The sequence below is a fragment of the Arthrobacter alpinus genome (assembly GCF_001445575.1).
Taxonomy (GTDB): domain Bacteria; phylum Actinomycetota; class Actinomycetes; order Actinomycetales; family Micrococcaceae; genus Specibacter; species Specibacter alpinus_C.
The window spans coordinates 3,386,378-3,407,187 of record NZ_CP013200.1 but is presented as its reverse complement, the minus strand read 5'-3'; the positions used below and the strand labels follow the sequence as shown (position 1 = coordinate 3,407,187).

The 20,810-nt window shown below is 60.8% G+C and carries 17 protein-coding genes and 2 pseudogenes; 13 read left to right on the top strand and 6 right to left on the bottom strand.

All coding sequences use genetic code 11. The annotated features are described in order from the left end of the window. Positions 1-126 precede the first annotated feature (126 nt). Together AS189_RS15220 and AS189_RS20285 are read right to left on the bottom strand one after the other, a co-directional pair. The gene (locus AS189_RS15220) at positions 127-807 is read right to left on the bottom strand and encodes a DUF4439 domain-containing protein (protein ID WP_062290726.1); all 681 of its coding nucleotides are present in this window, start codon (positions 805-807) and stop codon (positions 127-129) included. Between the two features lie 26 nt (positions 808-833). Continuing rightward, complete coding sequence (locus tag AS189_RS20285; RefSeq protein ID WP_062290723.1) at positions 834-2,273, bottom strand: hypothetical protein; 1,440 nt, start codon at positions 2,271-2,273, stop codon at positions 834-836. A 170-nt stretch (positions 2,274-2,443) separates the two neighbouring features. Between AS189_RS20285 and rimP the strand changes: the two are divergent. The 5 genes and pseudogenes from rimP to rbfA all read left to right on the top strand — a co-directional run bounded on the left by rimP (position 2,444) and on the right by rbfA (position 8,151). Next, positions 2,444-3,072, top strand: a pseudogene (gene rimP, locus AS189_RS21335) (ribosome maturation factor RimP). Positions 3,073-3,074: 2 nt separating this feature from the next. After that, complete coding sequence (nusA, locus tag AS189_RS15205; RefSeq protein ID WP_062290720.1) at positions 3,075-4,046, top strand: transcription termination factor NusA; 972 nt, start codon at positions 3,075-3,077, stop codon at positions 4,044-4,046. A 139-nt stretch (positions 4,047-4,185) separates the two neighbouring features. After that, on the top strand, positions 4,186-4,452 hold the full coding sequence (locus tag AS189_RS19605) for a YlxR family protein (RefSeq protein ID WP_258068576.1): 267 nt from the start codon (positions 4,186-4,188) through the stop codon (positions 4,450-4,452). Positions 4,453-4,645: 193 nt separating this feature from the next. Then, a pseudogene (infB, locus tag AS189_RS15200) lies at positions 4,646-7,608 on the top strand (translation initiation factor IF-2). Between the two features lie 105 nt (positions 7,609-7,713). Continuing rightward, positions 7,714-8,151 (top strand): 30S ribosome-binding factor RbfA, encoded by a 438-nt coding sequence (gene rbfA / locus AS189_RS15195; RefSeq protein ID WP_062290716.1) that lies wholly within the window; start codon positions 7,714-7,716, stop codon positions 8,149-8,151. Between the two features lie 613 nt (positions 8,152-8,764). On the opposite strand, the gene AS189_RS15190 is transcribed toward rbfA, so the two are convergent. Beyond that, positions 8,765-9,451 (bottom strand): hypothetical protein, encoded by a 687-nt coding sequence (locus AS189_RS15190; protein WP_062290713.1) that lies wholly within the window; start codon positions 9,449-9,451, stop codon positions 8,765-8,767. A gap of 257 nt (positions 9,452-9,708) precedes the next feature. Continuing rightward, positions 9,709-10,512, bottom strand: coding sequence for a hypothetical protein (locus tag AS189_RS15185; protein ID WP_062290710.1), 804 nt, complete (start codon positions 10,510-10,512; stop codon positions 9,709-9,711). 141 nt (positions 10,513-10,653) lie between these two features. On the opposite strand from AS189_RS15185, the gene truB reads away from it, so the two are divergent. The 8 genes from truB (at position 10,654) to AS189_RS15145 (ending at position 19,212) form a co-directional block, all read left to right on the top strand. Further along, positions 10,654-11,730: a tRNA pseudouridine(55) synthase TruB gene (truB, locus tag AS189_RS15180; protein WP_062290707.1), complete on the top strand. Its 1,077-nt coding sequence runs from the start codon at positions 10,654-10,656 to the stop codon at positions 11,728-11,730. Positions 11,731-11,830: 100 nt separating this feature from the next. Then, positions 11,831-12,130 (top strand): hypothetical protein, encoded by a 300-nt coding sequence (locus tag AS189_RS15175; RefSeq protein WP_337589180.1) that lies wholly within the window; start codon positions 11,831-11,833, stop codon positions 12,128-12,130. 2 nt (positions 12,131-12,132) lie between these two features. Next, a complete protein-coding gene (locus AS189_RS15170) occupies positions 12,133-12,585 on the top strand; it encodes a hypothetical protein (RefSeq protein ID WP_062290704.1) in 453 nt (150 codons plus the stop codon). Next, positions 12,582-13,772 carry a GNAT family N-acetyltransferase gene (locus AS189_RS20055; RefSeq protein ID WP_062290701.1) on the top strand — a complete coding sequence of 397 codons (1,191 nt, stop codon included), beginning with the start codon at positions 12,582-12,584 and terminating at the stop codon, positions 13,770-13,772. Before AS189_RS15170 ends, AS189_RS20055 begins: the two co-directional genes overlap by 4 nt. An 80-nt stretch (positions 13,773-13,852) precedes the next feature. After that, entirely contained in the window at positions 13,853-14,794 is a 942-nt protein-coding gene (locus AS189_RS15160; protein WP_062290698.1) for a bifunctional riboflavin kinase/FAD synthetase, read from the top strand. A gap of 175 nt (positions 14,795-14,969) precedes the next feature. Further along, entirely contained in the window at positions 14,970-15,239 is a 270-nt protein-coding gene (gene rpsO / locus AS189_RS15155) for a 30S ribosomal protein S15 (RefSeq protein ID WP_062290695.1), read from the top strand. A 370-nt stretch (positions 15,240-15,609) separates the two neighbouring features. Continuing rightward, positions 15,610-17,850 carry a polyribonucleotide nucleotidyltransferase gene (locus tag AS189_RS15150; protein WP_062290692.1) on the top strand — a complete coding sequence of 747 codons (2,241 nt, stop codon included), beginning with the start codon at positions 15,610-15,612 and terminating at the stop codon, positions 17,848-17,850. A 3-nt stretch (positions 17,851-17,853) separates the two neighbouring features. Next, a complete protein-coding gene (locus tag AS189_RS15145) occupies positions 17,854-19,212 on the top strand; it encodes a M16 family metallopeptidase (RefSeq protein ID WP_082634343.1) in 1,359 nt (452 codons plus the stop codon). A 123-nt stretch (positions 19,213-19,335) separates the two neighbouring features. On the opposite strand, the gene AS189_RS15140 is transcribed toward AS189_RS15145, so the two are convergent. After that, entirely contained in the window at positions 19,336-19,617 is a 282-nt protein-coding gene (locus AS189_RS15140; protein WP_062290688.1) for a MoaD/ThiS family protein, read from the bottom strand. 2 nt (positions 19,618-19,619) lie between these two features. Beyond that, complete coding sequence (gene moaA / locus AS189_RS15135) at positions 19,620-20,735, bottom strand: GTP 3',8-cyclase MoaA (RefSeq protein ID WP_129587294.1); 1,116 nt, start codon at positions 20,733-20,735, stop codon at positions 19,620-19,622. Positions 20,736-20,810: the final 75 nt, after the last annotated feature.

Sequence of the window (20,810 nt, the reverse complement as noted above, 5' to 3'; positions counted from 1 at the left end):
GCTCTCGGGTCGTGTCAGCTCTTGGGTGCGCTTCATACGAACAAGCTAAGCACCGCAGCTAAATCGCCGCTAGCAAGGAAAGGATGTCCTCGCGAAGGCTTGCCTGCCCTCAGTTAGTGGGCGGGCTCAGCGCTGTTGGGGCTTCTTTCTCGATGCCCGGCAAAGCGTCAACGGTTCCGCCCCAGAAGGTGTGTGTCTGGATTGAATCCAGTAACCACAAAACGGCAATTTCCCGGAGGTTACTGCCGTTGAAGGACTGCTGCGTGGTGTCTGCTGCGGCCGCAGTTGTAGTCGTAGCCGTGGCCTCGGCAGCGGGGGTACGCCGGTGCTGTTCTCGGTGCTTACGGCTGCCAAATCGGCGTAGATGGCACCGAGCTCCAACTCGAGAGTGCTGAGTGCTTGCTTAGGTAGTTTCGTAAAGCTGGAATCGAGCGCGAATCCTGCTACAGGTGCTGCCGGGGGGAGGCAGCGCAGGCGTAGTTCCTCGTTGAGGACTTCCAGCTTTTCCTGGTGCCGGGTCAAGAGCGCCTTCGACTTGCTAAATTGTGGTTCGGTGAATCGGGTGGTGGCCACCTGATAGGCGTAGACGGCTTTTTGCTCGGCCAAGGCCGCGGCGGTCAATGCTGAATCGACGGTGACGCCGGGACGCGGCTCCAGAGTCGAGGAGCATTGGGGGCCGGTCGGGACGGCGAAGCTAACTTTTGCTGGCAGAAATGCGGAAGCCGGTACGGCAGCACCTAGGGCGGACCCCAGTTGTTCGGCTTGCAGGAGCTGGCTGGTGCCGACGGAGGCAAAGACGCGGCCCAAGGAGCTCTGCGCTGTTTGCGCGTTAGTCAGGAGCGAATCGGCATTTGCTGCGAGGCCCTGGAGGAGTTCGGCGATGGTTGATGCCGCCGGTGCCGTTGTTGTTGCTGTTGGTCCATCACTGGGCAGGCCATCGCTGAGTGCCGCAGCCTGGAGCCCCAAGTGTGCGGCGGTGGTGGATAGTTCCTTGCGCACCATAGGAGTGGTTGCTGCATCTGCCAAGGTGAGGGCACTTGCTTGCAGCGTGCTGGTTGCTTCCCAGGCTGCTTGGCGCTGGCGTTGAGTTGGCGAATCGTGGGCCACGTCCACCTCTGGCCCCGACAGCACGGTTCCCGTGGCCACCACCACTGCGGATATGACCAGCAAGAAGAACAGCCGCGGATAGCGGCCACAAAGCGATTGCGCTTGGTGCGCGGCTTGGATTTCGCCGCGGAGGCCCGCTGTGTGGAATCTGCCGATTCTTGGCTGTCGTTGTCGCTGTCGCTGTCGGAGTCAGCGTCTGTGTCATCGGGGCCGGAGCTTCCCCCGCCTACATTCTCTGTAGCGGAGAGGGCAGCAACAGGCGCGCCGCCATTTTCGGCTTGTTGCTCCGCCAGCCGGCGTTCACGACGTGAAATCGGCGCAGCGGCAGTGTCTGTTTCAGCAGGGACAGATTCAACAGTGTCAGTATCAGCAGCATCAGATTCAGAAGCGGTAGCTACAGCTGCGTCTGTAGTGGCTTGAGTATCGGCTATGGAGTCGGGATCGGACAGCGTGGCGTCCGACGGTGCCGTTCCTTCAACGCTCACCTCGCTGTCAGGACGTTCACTGTCAGGAACACCGGCTTCGAGGGTTTGGGTGGAAGTTGCCATGTCATCGCCAGGTTCAACGCCGGTTCGCTCAGCCGCGACGACTTCGGCAGGGACTGCTTTGTCAGGCTCTTCTGCGGCGATTTTCTCCTCGACCACCAGCGCAGTGTCAGTGCCAGCATCAGCGTCGTTGTTGGCTTCTGTGCCCGCATCCGCGCCATCGGCGGCTGTCGTTACAGTGTCAGCGTCGAGGGGAGTTTGAGCCTCGGCCGGCTCGGATTTGCGCTCAAGGGGCGTCGGTTCAGCCTCAACCGCGTCCTCAGCAGCTGTCTCGGCGGCAATGACCGTCTCTGGCTCAACTGGCGCACCGTCTGTCTCGAGTACATCTATAGCTGCGGCGTCGGGGGAAGGCGCGGTGCCGGCGTCGAACGTTTCAAGCGAATCAAGCGCACCAAGGTTAGGGGACTCGGGAGCGGGCGCTACAGGGGGCGGCACAATCATGCCGCTGGCATCAATGACCAGCAGAGCCGGAGCCGGGGACGACGTGGCAAGGGGCGCGCCGGCAGCCGAGGTGGCGCGTCGAGGGGCCTTGCGGAAAGGCTTGCCAGTGACGGCAGCGGCAGTGGTGCCAGCGGCTGGATTCGACGGGGTGGGCTCAGCCGGGGAATTGGTGTTGGTCACAACCGTTGATCATCTCACGACTGCCCTGTACGGTGCACACCTTCGCGGCCCCTGATGACGCAGGCAATGCCGAATGCGTTCATACTCACACCCTCATCGTTCAGCGGGAGGGGTGGAAACTCGGTAGTCTATATATCTACAACATCATCAATAGGGAGGCGTGCGTTTTTATGACCAAGCCAGATAGGCCCAAAACGGCCGCACGCTCAGGGAACACGCCCTCAGCCATGGATTCAATAGCTGAAGCCCAAAGATTGCACGTGTTTCTTGCCCCTACAGTGGCTGCTTCCGAACTGTTCCTTGAAGAAGTCAAGGTTCACTTTGCCGGTACCCACCGCACAGTTTCGGTGATTGTCGACCTGCCCGAGGGTGAAAGCGGCGGGTCGGCCTCGACGCCATTTCCGCCGTTTCCCGAGTGCTCTCTGAAGCCATGGACGCAGACCCCAACGATGACGGCAAGCCTTTCGACCTGGAAATCTCCTCCCCTGGAGCCACCCGGCCGCTGACTGAGCCCCGCCACTGGCGCCGAGCTCTGGGCCGCATGGTCAAGGTCAACGCAACCGACCGGGAAAACTTCATGGGCCGCGTTCTCGACGTGGACGATGAAGGTGTGTTGTTCAAGCCCGAACTGCCGGTTAAAAAGGGTATGAAGCCGAAGCAGGGTGAACCGGAAAAAGTCTTGTTTTCGGTGATCCGTCGTGGTGTTGTGGAACTGGAATTTGCTCGCCTGGATGAGGCAGAGCTGGACTTGGAATTTGAACCGACGGGCGGCAACGCTGTCGATGGAGAGGGAAGCTGACTATGGATATAGATATGAGTGCGCTGCGAGAACTGGAGCGCCAGCGGGAAATCCCCGTGGAACTGCTGATTCCCACCATTGAGCAGGCCCTGCTGATGGCCTACCACAAGTCACCGGGCTGCCACGAGATGGCCCGCGCTGAGATTGACCGCAAGAGCGGACACGTCACCATTTGGGCTGCCGAGCTCGACGACGACGGTGCTGCCATTGGTGAATTTGAAGACACCCCCAAGGGCTTTGGTCGCATCGCCGCCAGCACCGCACGCCAGGTGATTCTGCAGCGCCTGCGCGATGCGGAAGATGACAACGTTGTGGGTGAATACCGCGGCAAGGAAGGCGAGCTGGTCTCCGGCCAGATCCAGCAGGGTAACAACCCCAACATGATCCAGATTGATCTGGGTGCCGTTGAAGGTGTACTGCCTCCGAACGAGCAGGTTCCCGGTGAAGATTACCGCCACGGTAACCGCATCCGCACCTTCGTTGTTGAGGTGCACCGCGGTACCAAGGGTCCCGCCATCACCTTGTCCCGCTCACACCCGGGCCTGGTACGCAAGCTCTTCGAAATGGAAGTTCCTGAGATTGCCGACGGCACGGTCGAGATCGTTGCCTTGGCCCGTGAAGCTGGCCACCGCACCAAGATTGCCGTGCAGGCTCACAAGGCCAGCGTCAACGCCAAGGGCTCCTGCATTGGCGAGATGGGTTCACGCGTCCGTGCAGTCATGACCGAGCTCAACGACGAAAAGATCGACATCGTGGACTTCCACGAGGATCCGGCAACTTTCATCGCCAATTCCCTGTCCCCATCGAAGGTGATATCGGTCACCATCGTTGATGAGGCGGCACGCTCTGCGCGAGTTGTGGTCCCTGATTATCAGCTGTCTTTGGCCATTGGTAAGGAAGGCCAGAACGCGCGTCTGGCCGCCAAGCTCACCGGATGGCGCATTGACATCGTCTCCGACGCCGCGGCGGTTTAGGTAAGCGGTCAAGCGGCGCGGTAGACTTAAAGGAACCGGGCCTGATTCGGTCCCGGCATTCAAAGAGCACGAAGGCACAGCAGAATTGGCTAAGAACGCAGTAGCAGCGCAAAGCGAAGCGACTGATTCCAGCCAGGCTGTGCGGACATGCATTGGGTGCCGGAAGACCTCAGACCGGATCCAGCTTGTACGTCTAGTGCGCTCAAGCAACTCTTCTGGTGAACTGGAAGCGTTGGTTGATGTGCGCCGTCGTATGCCTGGGCGGGGTGCTTGGCTGCACCCCATCCTTGAATGCTGGAACCTGGCGATCAAACGCCGCGCCGTTGGCAGGGCCCTTCCGGGGGTCACCAAACTGTCTGACGTCGAGGCGTTTGCGCAACAGAATTTGCCACCTTCGGCAGAGTAAGTAAGTTACGAACCAATTGTCCCTTTTGTGAAAGCGGGTCAGAAAAACCGATGGAAACCCGATGAGTACCCAGCGATGAGTGCCCAAAAATGAGCATCTTCATGTGCTCTCACGCCGCGCGTTCCGACATGGAACGTCGCAGTAAGAATTAAGCGGTTCGTACCTGTCCGGTGCGGGCCGAGACAGGAGAAATGTGGCCAAGGCCCGCGTACACGAGCTTGCAAAAGAGCTCGGCATCACCTCAAAAGAAGCAGTATCGAAACTGCAGGAGATGGGCGAATTCGTTCGCTCAGCATCATCCACCATTGAGGCCCCCGTCGTGAAGAAGCTTCGCGACGCATTCCCCGCAGCAGCTAATGCCGCTGCGGCAACGCCTGCAGCAGCAACGCCGGTAGCGGCACCGAAGGCGGAGGCAGCCCCTGCGGCTGCTGCGCCCAAGGCACCCGCAGCATCCGGTGCAGCAGTTCCGGGCCCCAAGGCAGCATCAGCTGCCAAGCCCGGTGCAAAAGCAACCCCGGCAGCTCCGGCTCCCGTTGCTGCTGCCCCGGCGGCTCCGGTTGCACCGGCACCCGCGCAGGTAGCTCCCGCTGCTCCTTCGGCTGCCCCCGCAGCGCCTGCTCCGGCCCGAAGGCTGCCCCGGCTGCGAAGTCGGCTACTCCCGGTGCTCCGCGCCCCGGAAACAACCCCTTCGCTACCTCTCAGGGCATGCCCCGCTCCGGTGCACGTAACGAACGCAATGAGCGTTCGGACAACCGTGGCGGCGACAACCGTGCTCCGCGTCCCGCAGGTGCCGGTTCGCCGCGCCCCGCAGGCGCAGGTGCCGGTGCTGGTGCTCCGCGCCCCGGCAACAACCCGTTTGCACCGTCACAGGGCATGCCCCGTCCGGGCTCAGCTCGCAACGCCGAAGCCGGCGCTGCAGGCCCCCGTCCGGGTGGTCCCCGCCCGCCGGCAGGCGCACCCCGTCCGGGCGCTCCGCGTCCGGCAGGTGCCGCTGGTACTGGTGGACCCCGTCCCGGCGCTCCGCGTCCCGGTGGTCCCCGACCCACTCCCGGCATGATGCCTAACAGGACCGAGCGCCCCGCTGCGCCCGGTCGCGGCAACGACCGTCCCGGTGCTCCGGGCCGTGGACGTCCGGGGGCTCCCGGCGCAACTCCCGGTGGCACTCCAGGTGGAGCTCCCGCCGGTGGTGGCTTCGGCAAGGGTGGTCGCGGTCGCGGCGGTACCCAGGGTGCCTTCGGTAAGGGCGGCGCAGGCCGTGGCAAGCAGCGTAAGTCGAAGCGTGCCAAGCGCCAAGAGCTAGAGCAGATGAGTGCTCCTTCACTTGGTGGCGTATCGGTACCCCGCGGTAATGGCGAAACTGTGGTGCGTTTGCGCCGCGGTGCCTCCATCACCGACTTCGCCGACAAGATCGAGGCAAACCCGGCAGCACTGGTAACGGTACTGTTCCACCTCGGTGAAATGGCAACTGCTACCCAGTCGCTGGATGAAGAAACCTTCGCACTTTTGGGTGTCGAGCTGGGCTACAAGGTTCAGGTTGTTTCCCCCGAGGACGAAGAGCGCGAACTGCTCAGCAGCTTTGACATCGACTTCGATGCCGAGCTCGAAGCAGAAGGCGACGATGACCTTGAGGTTCGCCCGCCGGTTGTCACTGTCATGGGTCACGTTGACCATGGTAAGACCCGCTTGCTCGACGCCATCCGCAAGTCGGACGTTGTTGCCGACGAGCACGGTGGCATCACCCAGCACATCGGTGCTTACCAGATCCTTCACGAGCACGAAGGTACCGATCGTCGCATCACCTTCATTGACACCCCCGGTCACGAGGCGTTCACCGCCATGCGTGTTCGTGGTGCCAAGGTCACCGACATTGTCATCTTGGTTGTTGCAGCGGACGACGGCGTTATGCCTCAGACCGTTGAAGCGCTCAACCACGCACAGGCCGCTGGCGTGCCGATCGTGGTTGCTGTGAACAAGATCGATAAGGAAGGCGCAAACCCGGAGAAGATCCGTGGCCAGCTGACCGAATACGGTTTGGTTCCCGAAGAATACGGTGGCGACACCATGTTCGTGGACGTTTCAGCCCGCAACGGCGTCAACATCGAAGAGCTTCTTGAAGCTGTGCTGTTGACCGCTGACGCTGCCCTGGACATGCGCGCCAACCCGAACAAGGACGCTCGAGGCATTGCCATCGAAGCGAACTTGGATAAGGGCCGCGGTTCCGTGGCAACGGTTCTGGTTCAGTCCGGTACCTTGCATGTCGGTGACACGATTGTTGCCGGTACCGCACACGGCCGTGTTCGTGCCATGTTCGATGAGAACGGTGACGTCATCTCCGAAGCTGGGCCCTCACGCCCGGTCCAGGTGCTGGGTCTGTCCAACGTTCCCCGCGCAGGTGACACCTTCTTCGTTACCGGAGACGAGCGCACTGCCCGCCAGATCGCTGAAAAGCGTGAAGCAGCAGATCGCAACGCAGCCCTGGCTAAGCGCCGCAAGCGCATCAGCCTGGAAGACTTCGACCAGGCCGTTCTTGACGGCAAGGTTGACACCCTTAACCTCATCCTCAAGGGTGACGTCTCCGGTGCCGTTGAGGCCCTGGAAGATTCGTTGCTCAAGATCGATGTTGGCGAAGGCGTGCAGCTGCGCGTTATCCACCGCGGTGTCGGTGCCATCACGCAGAACGACGTCAACTTGGCCACCGTTGATAACGCCATCATCATTGGCTTCAACGTCAAGCCTGCTGAGCGTGTTGCCGAACTGGCCGACCGTGAAGGCGTGGACATGCGCTTCTACTCGGTCATCTACGGCGCCATCGATGACATTGAGCTGGCTCTTAAGGGCATGCTCAAGCCTGAGTACGAAGAGTTCCAGCTGGGCACCGCGGAAATCCGCGAAGTGTTCCGCTCCTCCAAGCACGGCAACATCGCTGGCTCGATTGTCCGCTCCGGCATCATCCGCCGTAACACCAAGGCTCGCGTTCTGCGTGCCGGGAAGATCATTGGTGACAACCTCACCATTGACTCGCTCAAGCGTTTCAAGGATGACGCAACTGAAGTCCGCACCGACTTCGAGTGTGGTATCGGTCTGGGATCGTTCAACGATCTCGAGCCTGAGGACATCATCCAGACGTTCGAAATGCGCGAGAAGCCCCGCGTATAACGTTGCATAGCCGGTTGGGTGTCCTTCGGGGCGCCCAACCGGCTTTGTTTTCCCTAAGATGGTTTCACGACCGTCTCACGTCTTAGAAGTTTGAAGGAGAACAACATGGCTGATTCAGCCCGCGCGTCCAAGCTGGCGCAGCGCATCAAGGTTGTGGTGGCCGAGGGTCTTCGCTCCAGGGTCAAGGACCCCCGTGTTGAGGGCATCACTGTCACCGACGCACGCGTCACCAATGACCTCCAGCACGCCACCATCTACTACACGGTATTTGGTGATGACACGGCGAAGAGTGAGGCCAAGATTGGTCTCGAGCGCGCCAAGGGTGTGCTCCGCGCCGAAGTTGGAAAGAACGTCACCGTTCGCCTGACTCCGACACTGGAATTCATTGCTGACGTCATCCCGGAGAACGCCTCGAACCTGGAAGCCCTTTTGCGGGTTGCCAAGGATCGCGACGCGAAGCTTGCCGAGATCTCTGCCAACGCAGAGTTCGCCGGCGAAGCTGATCCGTACAAGAAGGACGAAGACGACGCCGAAGAGGCGTAAGCTCTTTCTTCAAGAAACGACGCCGGGCCTGACTCCAACTCCATGTTGGAGACAGGCCCGGCGTTCGTATTTCCCCCGCAAGAGGTGGGCCTGGTGTTGACTTCATGACGGACACCGAAATCTCCGGGCCGTTGATCCCTCAGACCCGGTCTCTTTCGACTCCCTCCTGAGCAGCGAGGAACTCGCCTTGCGTGAGCGGTCCGCACCTTTGCCCGGGAGGGGATCAAGCCGAGCATCGCCACCGGGGTGGTGTGTCTCAGTGTTGCTTGATGGGTTGCCTGTGTCGGGGTCGCTGCTCTGAAGGACTATCTGGGGGCGGGGTGGAGTCTTGCCATGTTCTAAGCGGTGCCGCATGAACCCGCCGAACTGTCTCCATCCGGATTGCCGTGGGCACCCGCATGAAACAAAACTGCGACACACCACTGGTACGAGAACGTCAGGTTTTCCACCCACACTCTCAGGGCCCACCGGCCTCAAAGGACCCTTCGCGTGCCTGAACGAGGCGCGCTACGGCATTGCGTGGGGGTGTTCTCAGCCATGAGAGCACGGACGAGGTTCACACGCTCATTCTTGGCCGCCAGCTCATAGGCTGGGGCGTCTAGGTGAGCCGGGATTACTTTTGGAAGTAGTCGAAGTCGCCGGTCTCGGCAATGCCTGCCGCAGCCTCCGGCGTGTAGTATCTGTCGCTCAGCTGGATGGAGTAAATCCAGGTCAAGCTGCCTGTGGTGTGGTTTGCGATGGCCTCCACTGAAAAGACAGTCCCGGTTTTGTTGCCCAGGCCAGGGTTCCAGCTCGATTTGCCGGAACCATCCTTGAATTCTGGTCCGATGCCAGTGAATTCGTCCAGGGCACGGAACCCCAATTCCTTGGAAGCACGTTCAATCTCCGCGTTGGCGTCCTGAGCGTCCGGGAAGTGGTAAAACATGTCTATGTGGTCAACATATTCCGTTGGAACTCCGGGCCTGATTCTGATGGTGTCAGTGGTCATGGTGACCACGCCATTGGGCGTTGTGATGCTGACATCGATCTTCTTCTCGGAATCCGTTGCGATGAGGATTCCATCCGATCCTTCGGCAAAGCCAAGGGCAGACATGGCCAGCGGGAGGTCGGAGACGTCAAAACTGGCCTGTCGGCTGGCCTTGATGGCCTTGATGCCAGTGGGGGTGAACTGTGAGTTGCCGTTGACTACCCCGGTGGGCTCCTGGGCTGAAGGAATCGAAGGCCGGGCGGAACAACCGCTGGGCAGGACCATGCCGGGCAGAACAACGCAGAGCAACGCCGCCTTAATCAACCGGTTCATCGTGCACTCTCTAGGTTTCGGCCAGGTCCTGACACCAGCAGGCATGTGGGACCACCGAATTCGTTCGATCTCAAGAAGGCAAGCTGCCAGGTGTGCATCATAGGGAATCCGTTTCTGCGAAGGCTGGGAGCTCGGCGGATATCACCGGGCCGAGGACATCGGGTGACTACTGCCACCGCGTTGGTCAAAGAGTGGGGTACAGGCAGCAGGGGCGCTTCCTGAAAGGGAAGCGCCCCTTGCCATGGGTGCAGCAAGGCTTACTTGCTCCAGGTGATGGGGTTCTTGAGGTACTTGTTATCTGAGTACTTCTCGTAGTTGAAGGAGGTCATGGCGTAGCTGGCCGAGGTAATTTCGTCACCGGCGGGAGCCAGGAAAACGCTGCAAGAGCTCTTGGTGGAACCCACTACATAGCTGAAAGCGTCGTCCTTGCCTTCGGTATCAAAGGAACCAGACTCGCAATCGGCCATGGTGCCGAAGACGATCAGTTTCTGCGCTTCGGTGCCATCTTTGAGGTGGGCGTTCAAGCTGCCCTCGGACATGCCAGCGGAGGGCTTGGAAAGCGATGTCAGTTTGGAGTCAAAGAACACGTAGTACGGAGTCTGGCCGGCGAACTTCGCAGCGTCCTTGAACTCGGACAGATCGGCAGGATCGCCGGCCACGATCTTGGTAACGGTGGTGTCAAACGTGGCTTCCTTGTACTTCTCCGTGTCCTTCTCGCCGGAGTTGGTGTGCGTCTTGGCTACTTGCCCGAACTTCAACGCCGTTCCGGGCGGCGTGAGCGCACCGGTAGCTCCGGCCGCAGGTGCGGCAGCCTTGGTGGCGGACGCTTTGGCACTGGCTGAAGGTGTTTCCGTGGCAAGCTTCTGTACCTCGGAGTCGCGCGCCGCGAGGGCCGATTCCTTGGCACTTGAGTTAGTGCCCTGCGCCGCGGCGGACTCTGCCGGCTTGGAATCGGAGTCAGCGCTGCCACCGAGGCAGCCCGTCAGAGCCATCATGAGGGCAGCACCGAGGCCCAAGGCTGCAATCGATCGTTTGTACGTGCTGGTGGCTAGCTGGGCCATGATTCTCCGTCTGAGGTTGGTCAATGCATAGTTAGTACTGCGAATAGCGTATCTAAGGAGGCTACCGGTGCGCGATGGGGACAACTCACCATCTGGACCCCGCAGCATGGTGGAGTGCCCGGAGCGGATATACTTCAAAGCGTGCTTTCTGGACTGGTAATTGTAGATAAACCGCAGGGATGGACCAGCCACGATGTGGTTGGCCGGATGCGAAGGCTTGCTGGGACCCGAAAAGTGGGACATGCAGGCACCTTGGACCCAATGGCCACGGGGGTTTTGGTGGTTGGCATCAATAAAGCCACCCGCCTGCTGACTTATATTGTCGGCACCTCCAAAAGGTATGAGGCCACCATCAGACTGGGCGTTGCTACGGTCACCGACGACGCCGAGGGTGAGGTTACCCACACCGCGTCCGCACATGCCGTCACCGACGAAGCCATCGAGGCCGGCATTGCCCAGCTCCGCGGACCCATTGAACAGGTCCCCAGCAGCGTCAGTGCCATCAAGGTCAACGGCGAACGCGCCTATGCTCGGGTGCGCGCCGGCGAAGACGTCAAGCTGGCGTCGCGGCCCGTCACCATTCACGAATTCGAGGTCCTGGACATCCGCCGCGGCACCCATGAGGCCCCCGCGCACGTTGACGGGGCCGATACTGACGGGAATGACCCTGCAGAGATCCAGACTGCCGAGATTCAGACTGACGAGATCCAGACTCACGACGGCGTTGCCTGGGTTGATGTAGATGTCACCGTGAGCTGTTCCTCAGGTACCTATATTCGTGCGCTGGCTCGTGATTTGGGGAGTGGCCTGGGAGTTGGCGGCCACCTGACGGCGCTGCGTCGCAGCGGTGTGGGACCGTACACCTTGGATCAGGCTCGCACCCTTGAAGAACTTGCGAGCGATTTACGCATCCTGGACATTGCAGATGCCGCCCGCGCCCTGATGCCGGTGCGTGAACTGACGGCTGAGGAGACCATTGAGCTGTCCTTTGGTCGGCGCATTCCGCCCAGCGTTGACGGTAACCACACCGTCGAGGCGCCGGCAGCCGCCTTCGCGCCGGATGGTCGGCTGGTGGCCCTGCTCGCTGATGCTGGCAGGTACGCCAAGCCTGTTTTGGTCTTCCCTCCGGACCCAGCACCGGCAGTAGTTGCACCTGTTCCAGCAGCAGTGCCTGATGCCTCCGCGACGACGGAAACCTCCTCGGAGCCGAACGCATGACGCTGGACCCTTGGCTCATTAGTGGCATGGTGGTGGGGCTGGCCTCCACGATCGTGTGCATCGTTGCCGCGGTGATGAAAAGAAACCCAACGATGTCACCTTGCTGGCCCTGGCCGCCGTCGAACTTTTCATTATCATTTACGCCATCGCATCCGCCGTGCGCCTACTCAGCGGGGAATCGCTGGCCGGTGCAGGGTGGGAGTTCTGGGGCTACGTCTTCACCGTGGCGATGCTGCCGGTGGCCGCCTTCTATTGGGCCATGATGGAACGCACCCATTGGTCCAACTACGTCATGGGGGCCGTGGGTATCACCTCGGTGGTCATGCTGGCCCGCATGGGACAAATTTGGTACGGGACGGCCGTCCCCGCGCAGGCACTTAACCCCCTCTTAGGACTATAAATATGCGCCTCACCGACAACATCAACGGATCGGGCAAAGCCGACAAGACTGCAGGCCACGTTCCAGAGGGACGGACCTCTGGCCCCGGACGCCTGCTGATAGCGGTTTACGGTATTTTCGCCCTCTCGGCAACGGCCCGGGCAAGCTTTCAAATCGCCACATCGTTCGCTGACGCTCCCTTGGCATACTCGCTCTCCGCATTTGCAGCCGTTGTGTACATCGTGGCGACCATCTCCCTGGCCAAGCCCGGTGCCACGTGGGCCAAGGTTGCTACGATCGCCATTTGCATTGAGCTCATCGGCGTCCTGGTGGTTGGGGCCCTGAGCCTGTTTGATCCGGCCGCATTCCAGCACGCTAGCGTATGGAGCAAGTTTGGCCAGGGCTACGGCTACATTCCGCTGCTCCTGCCCATCATCGGGTTGATCTGGCTGTACCGCCACCGCGACGCGAAGTGAGTTCACGCGAAAGCGTGGCTACCAACCCCACCCTGAGCGATGGCGTCACCACCCTGCGACGCTTTACCGCGGAGGATGCCGACGCCTTTGCCGCCATCCATCGGGACCCTGCCAATGTTAAGTGGACCGGGTCTGTGGCCACCATGGACAATGGTGCGGCCCTCGGATTCATTGACGGGCACATTGCCGACGGCTGGGAGAGCGGCACCAACTTGCGTTTCGCCATCGAAGAGCTACATCAAGGAACCCCCGAAGTGATGGGAACTTTGAGCTTGCAGGACATCTTTTCCACCGAGCGCGGGGGATCGGCCCATGTCGGCATCAAGATGTTGCCGTCAGGTCGTGGCACCGGAACGGCGCAGCGAGCCATGGAGCTGTTGTGCGGCTACGCTTTTGGAAATCTTGGCTTGAGCCACTTGCATTGGAACTGCACTGCCGGGAACCGCGGGAGTTCCTCCTTGGCGCAGCGCAGCGGATTCACGTTGGCGGCCCAGATCCCCGGCTACGGGCACGTGGACGGTGAAGTGGCCGACGGTTTGGTCTATGCCCAGAGTGCTGCGCATTGGAAGCAACGGGAGCTGCGCCAGGAGCGCGAACTGGATTTGGATCCCGTGGCCCCGGTACTCACCGGCACTACCGTGACGTTGCGGGCGCTGGCCATGACCGATGCGTCGGCGCTGGTCGCGATCTGCCGCGACCTTGAAGCCGTCCGGTGGACCACTGTTCCGTTGAACTACTCCTTGGAGCACGCCGAATACTTCATCAAGAACATCACCGTCGATGGTTGGCGCAAGGGGCATACGCTGACCTTCGCCGTAGCTGATACGGCCACGGACCAGCTCCTTGGCACAATTGATTTGCAATGCAAGAACCCCGGGGTAGCATCCATCGGCATTAATATGGGCGCACCATCCCGTGGAACCGGTGCTTCCGAAGCGGCCGTGCGGTTGCTCCTTGACTACGCCTTCAATCACCTCAATCTCAGTTTTGCCCACTGGCAAGCCATGGCGCCGAACTGGGCCAGCCGCAAACTTGCCTGGAAGCTGGGCTTTAGCTTTGACGGAGAACTACGCGGTGCTTATAGCGATCGCGGCACTCCGGCAGACAGCTGGGTGCTCTCACTGGCAGCGGGGGATCCGCAGCAACCCCAACATCCGTGGACCGGAGCAGTAGTCGCTAAAGGGTAATCTTGGAGTTGCTTGAGACATCTGTGATTGATTCGTGCGCAGCCACCCCGTGCCGAATACCTAATGAATGAGGAAACGTAGTGCAGATTTGGAACTCATTAGATGAAGTTCCCCAGGACTTTGGCCCGTGTGTGGTCACCCTGGGTAACTTTGATGGGCTCCACCGGGGGCACCAGGAAGTCCTGGCCCAGGTGCGTGCCGAAGCGCAGGCCCGCGGTGCGAAGTCCGTGGCCTTGACCTTTGATCCGCACCCGGCCCTCATCCATCGCCCGGATACGGCGCCAGCCCAGATCATGGGACTAGCCGACAAGCTCGCGGCCATGGCCGCATTGGGTCTGGACGGCGTTCTGGTTCTTCCTTACACGCTGGAATTCGCACAACAGACTCCCGAAGAGTTTGTCCGCCGTGTGTTTGTTGACGGGCTGCGCTCATGCGCAGTTGTGGTGGGCCACGATGTCCGCTTCGGCAAAGGCAACACCGGGGATCTCACCACTATGGTGAGCCTGGGCGCGGAGTTGGGCTTCGACGTCGTGGTTGTCAATGATGAGGGCCACGACCGCCGCTGGTCCTCCACCTGGGTACGCGAGGCCCTGCACAAGGGTGCGGTGGACACAGCCGCCCAAGTCCTTGGCCGCGCACACACCATGAGCGGGGAAGTGGTGCATGGCGCCGCCCGTGGCCGTGAACTTGGATTTCCCACGGCGAACCTGTCCCCGGATGCGTGCGGCATTATCCCCTCTGACGGGGTCTATGCCGGCTGGTTGACTGATACGCACGGGCACCGCTGGCCTGCCGCTATCTCCGTTGGCTCGAACCCCACCTTTGTTGGTGTCAGCCGCCAGGTTGAGGCTTATGTCATTGACCGTCCTGAAGAGCCCGTCGAGGCATTCAACCTGTACGGCCAGCACGTGGTGGTGGAGTTTGTGCAGCGACTGCGTGGAATGGTGGCCTACACCGGGCCGGAAGCGCTTATTGAACAGATGCACCAAGACGTCGTTGACACTCGAACCATTCTTGGTTGAGTCAAACACCACAGTGACGTTTCGCTCACCTGCTTCGACTTAAGCAACCTTTCTGCACTAAGCTGAAAGGTGGAATCTGGCTGCAGTCCGTGGTGGCTAGATTCATCCATGTTCGGCCAAGCGATTGCGCCGAAGATAGATAATCGTGTTCACGGCACATTCATAGGAGTTACTTGTGGCACTTGAAGCCGCTGTAAAGCAAGAAATCATGCAGGCTTTCGCAACCAGCGAAGGCGACACAGGTTCGCCTGAGGTTCAGGTAGCAATGCTCTCACGACGCATTGCCGATCTGACCGAACACCTCAAGATGCACAAGCACGATCACCACACCCGCCGCGGCCTCATGGGCCTGGTTGGACGTCGTCGTCGCTTGCTCGGTTACCTCAAGGACACCGACATCGCCCGTTACCGTACGCTCATCGAGCGCCTCGGCCTGCGTCGCTAATTAGGTGATCCAAGGCGGCCTTCCTTTTTGCCGGAGACTTCGTGTCTTTTGGTGATGGAAGGCCGCCTTTCACAGTGTAGGAACCTATATTGTGAAAGGTGTGCCGACCGCTTAGGCGTGCGGCACACCAGCACTGCCAATCCCTGCATCGCAAGGAAGAACCACCGCATTCACGCATTCGCGGTCCTCGGTAGTGGCCTCCGGGACGAAGCTTTTTGACGCTTCTAGCCCGTGGGCCTCGATCGAAGACCGGATGTTGTACAGAGAGCCACAGTATGATCCGGTGGTGATCCTGGGACGAATATACGGTGGTGATCCTTGACAGGGGTTCAAAGACGAACATCTACCAAGAAATGGAGGTGACTCTCATATGGAGGGTCCCGAGATTCAGTATTCAGAGGCCGTTATTGATAACGGTCGCTACGGCAAGCGCGTCATCCGCTTTGAAACCGGACGCCTTGCCCAGCAGGCCGCAGGTGCGGCCATGGTCTACATCGACGAAGACACCGTATTGCTCTCAGCTACCTCAGCTGGCAAGCACCCGCGCGAAGGCTTTGACTTCTTCCCGCTGACCGTTGATGTGGAAGAGCGCATGTACGCTGCTGGCCGCATCCCGGGCAGCTTCTTCCGCCGCGAAGGCCGCCCCTCGACGGAAGCCATCCTGGCTTGCCGCCTGATGGACCGCCCGTTGCGCCCGGCATTCGTCAAGGGTCTGCGCAACGAAGTTCAGATCGTTGTGACGGTTCTGGCCATCAACCCCGACGTGCTTTACGACGTGGTAGCTATCAACGCTTCCTCCATGTCAACGCAGCTCTCCGGTCTCCCGTTCTCCGGCCCCATCGGTGGCGTTCGCGTTGCCTTGATCGACGACGGACAGGGCCCCCAGTGGGTTGCTTTCCCGAAGCACTCCGAACTGGAAAACGCCGTGTTCAACATGGTTGTTGCCGGTAAAGTTGCCGGCGACGATGTAGCCATCATGATGGTTGAAGCGGAAGCTACGGACAACTCCTGGAAGCTCATCAAGGAACAGGGCCACCAGGCTCCTACCGAAGAGATCGTTTCCGAGGGCCTCGAGGCTGCTAAGCCGTTCATCAAGGCACTGTGTGAAGCTCAGGCTGATTTGGCTGCTCGCGCCGCCAAGCCGACAGTGACGTTCCCCATCTTCCTCGACTACGAAGATGATGCTTACGCCGCCGTTGAGAAGGCTGCCGCTACCAAGCTGGCCGCCGTATTCACCATCGCCGACAAGCAGGAGCGCGACAACGCCTCCGACGCCTTGAAGGATGAGACTGTTGCCGCTTTGGCCGCCGACTTCGCAGGACGCGAAAAGGAGCTCTCAGCAGCTTTCCGCTCCGTGACCAAGCACGTCATCCGCCAGCGCATCCTCACCGAGCAGATTCGCATCGACGGCCGTGGCCTGACGGACATCCGCCAGCTCACTGCCGAGGTTGAGGTCCTGCCTCGCGTCCACGGTTCGGCTATCTTCGAACGCGGCGAGACCCAGATCCTGGGTGTTACCACGTTGAACATGCTCAAGATGGAACAGCAGATTGACTCGTTGAGCCCGGTAACGCGCAAGCGCTACATGCACAACTACAACTTCCCCCCGTACTCCACCGGTGAGACCGGCCGCGTGGGCTCGCCCAAGCGCCGCGAAATCGGTCACGGTGCCTTGGCTGAACGCGCAATCGTGCCCGTTCTGCCATCGCGTGAAGAGTTCCCTTACGCCATCCGTCAGGTATCCGAGGCACTGAGCTCTAACGGCTCCACCTCCATGGGTTCCGTTTGCGCATCGACCCTGTCGCTGCTCAACGCTGGTGTGCCGTTGAAGGCACCTGTTGCAGGTATCGCTATGGGCTTGGTCTCCGACCAGGTTGATGGCCAGACTCGCTACGCTGCCCTGACCGATATCCTCGGCGCCGAAGATGCTTTCGGCGACATGGACTTCAAGGTTGCCGGTACCGCCGAGTTCGTTACGGCTATCCAGCTGGACACCAAGCTTGACGGCATCCCGGCCTCCGTTTTGGCCGCTGCTCTGAAGCAGGCACGCGAAGCACGCCTGCACATCCTCAGCGTTCTGACCAGCGCCATCGACGTTCCGGACGAGCTCTCTGAGTTCGCTCCTCGCGTCATCGCGGTCAAGATCCCCGTGGATAAGATCGGCGAGGTCATTGGGCCGAAGGGCAAGATGATCAACCAGATCCAGGAAGACACCGGCGCTGACATCTCCATTGAAGATGACGGCACGGTTTACATCGGGGCAACGAACGGTCCGTCAGCTGACGCCGCTCGTTCAGCGATCAACGCCATCGCCAACCCTCAGGTTCCTGAGATCGGCGAGCGTTACCTGGGCACAGTTGTTAAGACCACTACGTTCGGTGCGTTCATTTCGCTCACACCGGGCAAGGATGGTCTGCTGCACATCTCCGAGCTCCGCAAGCTAGCCGACGGCAAGCGCGTGGACAACGTAGATGACGTAGTTTCCGTTGGGCAGAAGATTCAGGTGGAAATCACCAAGATCGATGACCGCGGCAAGCTCTCACTCTCACCGGTTGTTGCCGGTGACGAGGAAGTCGCTGAAGAAGTAGTTACCGAAGGTGCTGCTGAATAATTCATGGCGATCACCCTTTTGCCGCTTCTTAGCGCTGCTGACGGCCACAATGGCAGTGACTCCACCGTAATCTCCGGTCAGGCCGGCGGCGCCGTTGTGCGCCGCTCGGTCCTGCCCGGGGGAGTACGGGTTCTCACTGAGTCCATGCCCGGACAGCGCAGTGCGACAATCGGGTTCTGGGTTGGTGTTGGCTCTCGGGATGAAACCGAGGGCCAACACGGCTCAACCCATTTCCTTGAACACCTGCTGTTCAAGGGAACCAAACGCAGGACAGCACTGGAAATTGCGTCCGCCTTTGACGAGGTGGGCGGGGAGTCTAACGCTGCCACTGCCAAGGAAAGCACCTGCTATTACGCACGCGTGCTTGACACCGACCTGCCCATGGCCATCGACGTCATTGCTGACATGGTCACCTCCGCCGTGATTGATCCGGAAGAGCTGGAGCAGGAACGCGACGTCATCCTCGAGGAAATCGCCATGGATGGCGATGACCCGACTGATGTTGCACATGAGAATTTTGTTGCAGCAGTCCTGGGTGACCACGCCCTAGGACGTCCCATCGGGGGCACTCCGGAGGCTATCAAGACCGTTCCGCGAGAGTCCGTGTGGGAGCACTACCAAAAGCACTATCGTCCTGAAACGCTGGTCATCACCGCTGCTGGCGGCCTCGACCACGACGACGTCTGCAAGCAGGTCCTCAAGGCTCTGCGCACGGCCGGATGGTCTTTGGATGAAGGCGTTGCCCCCGCGCAGCGCCGCGCCAGTGAAGCCGTTGCGGTCACCGGGACCGCCGGGCTGCACGTGGTGAAGCGTCAAGTGGAGCAGGCCAATATCATTCTGGGCTGCCCGTCCTTGCGTGCCACCGATTCACGCCGCTACGTCATGAGCGTGCTGAACTCGATTCTTGGCGGCGGCATGTCCTCGCGGCTCTTCCAGGAGATCCGGGAGAAGCGGGGACTGGTGTACTCCACTTACTCCTTCGCTTCCTCCTATGCCGATACGGGCTACTTCGGCATGTACGCTGGCTGCTCACCGGCCAAGGTGGGCCAGGTCATCGGACTGCTGGAAGCAGAACTGGACAAGCTGGCGGAACACGGCGTAACCGCGGAAGAATTGAAGAAAGCCCTGGGGCAACTCTCGGGTGGGATTGTCTTGGGCATGGAGGACAGCGGCTCGCGCATGTCCCGTCTGGGCCGCTCCGAGCTTGTCTCGGGTCAGTTCCTGGATATTGACGAGACCCTTAACCGCATCCGTGCAGTCACGGCGGAGGAAATCCAGGATCTGGCCCGTGAGCTCGCGGCATCCCCGCGCACCATCACAGTAGTTGGTCCTTTCGAGGAAACCGAAACCTTCGGCCTGTAGCCCGTTCTCTTTGGCACAAAATGCCGCCGCTCCTGCTCATTGCCACCGTTATAACGGTGGCAATGAGCAGGAGCGGCGGCATTTGTTGTCTCGCGGCTCCAAGGTCCCGGCCTTCTGTGATCGTTAGCCGCCGGCAAACGGCGGCAGCACGTCCACCACGTCGCTAGGCGTGAGCGCCCGGGCCAGGTCGCGCGTGGATACCTCGTTGACCAGGAAGCTGCACCGGGTCAGGATGTCGGCCAGCGGGGGAGCGTGGCTGGAGGCTGACACCGGGAAGCTGGCTACCAGATACGCCGAAAGGTCCGCCAGTGTGAACGGTGCGGATTCGGCCAGTGTTACTAGGTCTACGCGCTGTTCCTCAACACCTGTTGCGGCTGCGGCTGCGGCGAAGAATCGTATGTGCATGCTTATCCTCCAATGGCGCTCATGCTGCGGTCCGGCTGGACAAAGTCGGCGTCTCCCAGACCGGGGTGCCCCATGCCGTGTGCGCGCGGCTTGGCCCACATGGCGTCTTGCCAGCGGGCGGTGACGGCGTCGTCGTCGTGCGCGGAAGTACCAGCACGCAACAGCTCCAGCAGGTCAACTTCGGTCAGGGAGAACAGGCAGCTCATGACCTTGCCCTCGGCCGTGATGCGGGTGCGGCGGCAATCTGCGCAAAACGGTTCCGTGACCGAGGCGATGATGCCCACGGTGCCCAGCAGCTCTGTTGACCCGTGGCGCCGGACTTCGAAGCGTTCAGCAGGTGCACCGTCGCGGGCGCGCGGATCCGGTGTGAGTTCAAAGTCGGTGGCGATCAGGGCGCGGATTTCGGCGGCGGTGATCATGCCATCGCGCGTCCAGCCGTGATCGGCGTCGAGCGGCATTTGTTCAATGAAACGCAGTTCGTAGTCACGCTCCAGGGACCACTGCAGCAACTCCGCCGCGGTGGTGTCATTGATGCCGCGGAGAAGCACGGCGTTGATCTTAATGGGTTTCATGCCTGCGGCAGCGGCGGCCTCAATCCCGGCCTTGACCTGGTCGAGGAACGGGCGGCGGGTGAGCTGCAAGAACGCGTCGTGGTGAATGGTGTCCATGGAGACATTCAGGCGCGTCAGCCCGGCGTCGGCCAGTGCCTGAGCCTTCTTCGCCAGCCCCACACCATTGGTGGTCAGTGAGATGGGCAAGTCAGGGTGGTTTTTTCGCAGTGCCGCAATGATCTGCACAAGATCGGCCCTCACCAGCGGCTCGCCACCGGTCAACCGCAGCTCTCGCACGCCGAGGCGATTCACGCCCAGACCTACCAGCCGAACAATCTCGGCGGCCGTCAGGAGCTTGTCCTTTTTGAGCCACTCCAAACCGGCCTCTGGCATGCAGTAGGTGCAGCGCAAATTGCATTTATCCGTTAGGGACAGACGCATGTCTGTGGCGACCCTGCCGAATTGGTCCAGCAGGCCGGTTTCGGCGCCGCCGGTCCGGGGCGCACCAAGTCCGGGGGAGACGGGGCGAAGTTCAGGCATGCCCAGTGCCACAGCTTTGGTATCCATGCTCCAACGCTACGCCATTATTGGTGTTCCGGCGCCTCCCCAGGCCGGCGGGTGTTACTGCGCGGCGGGGCAGGG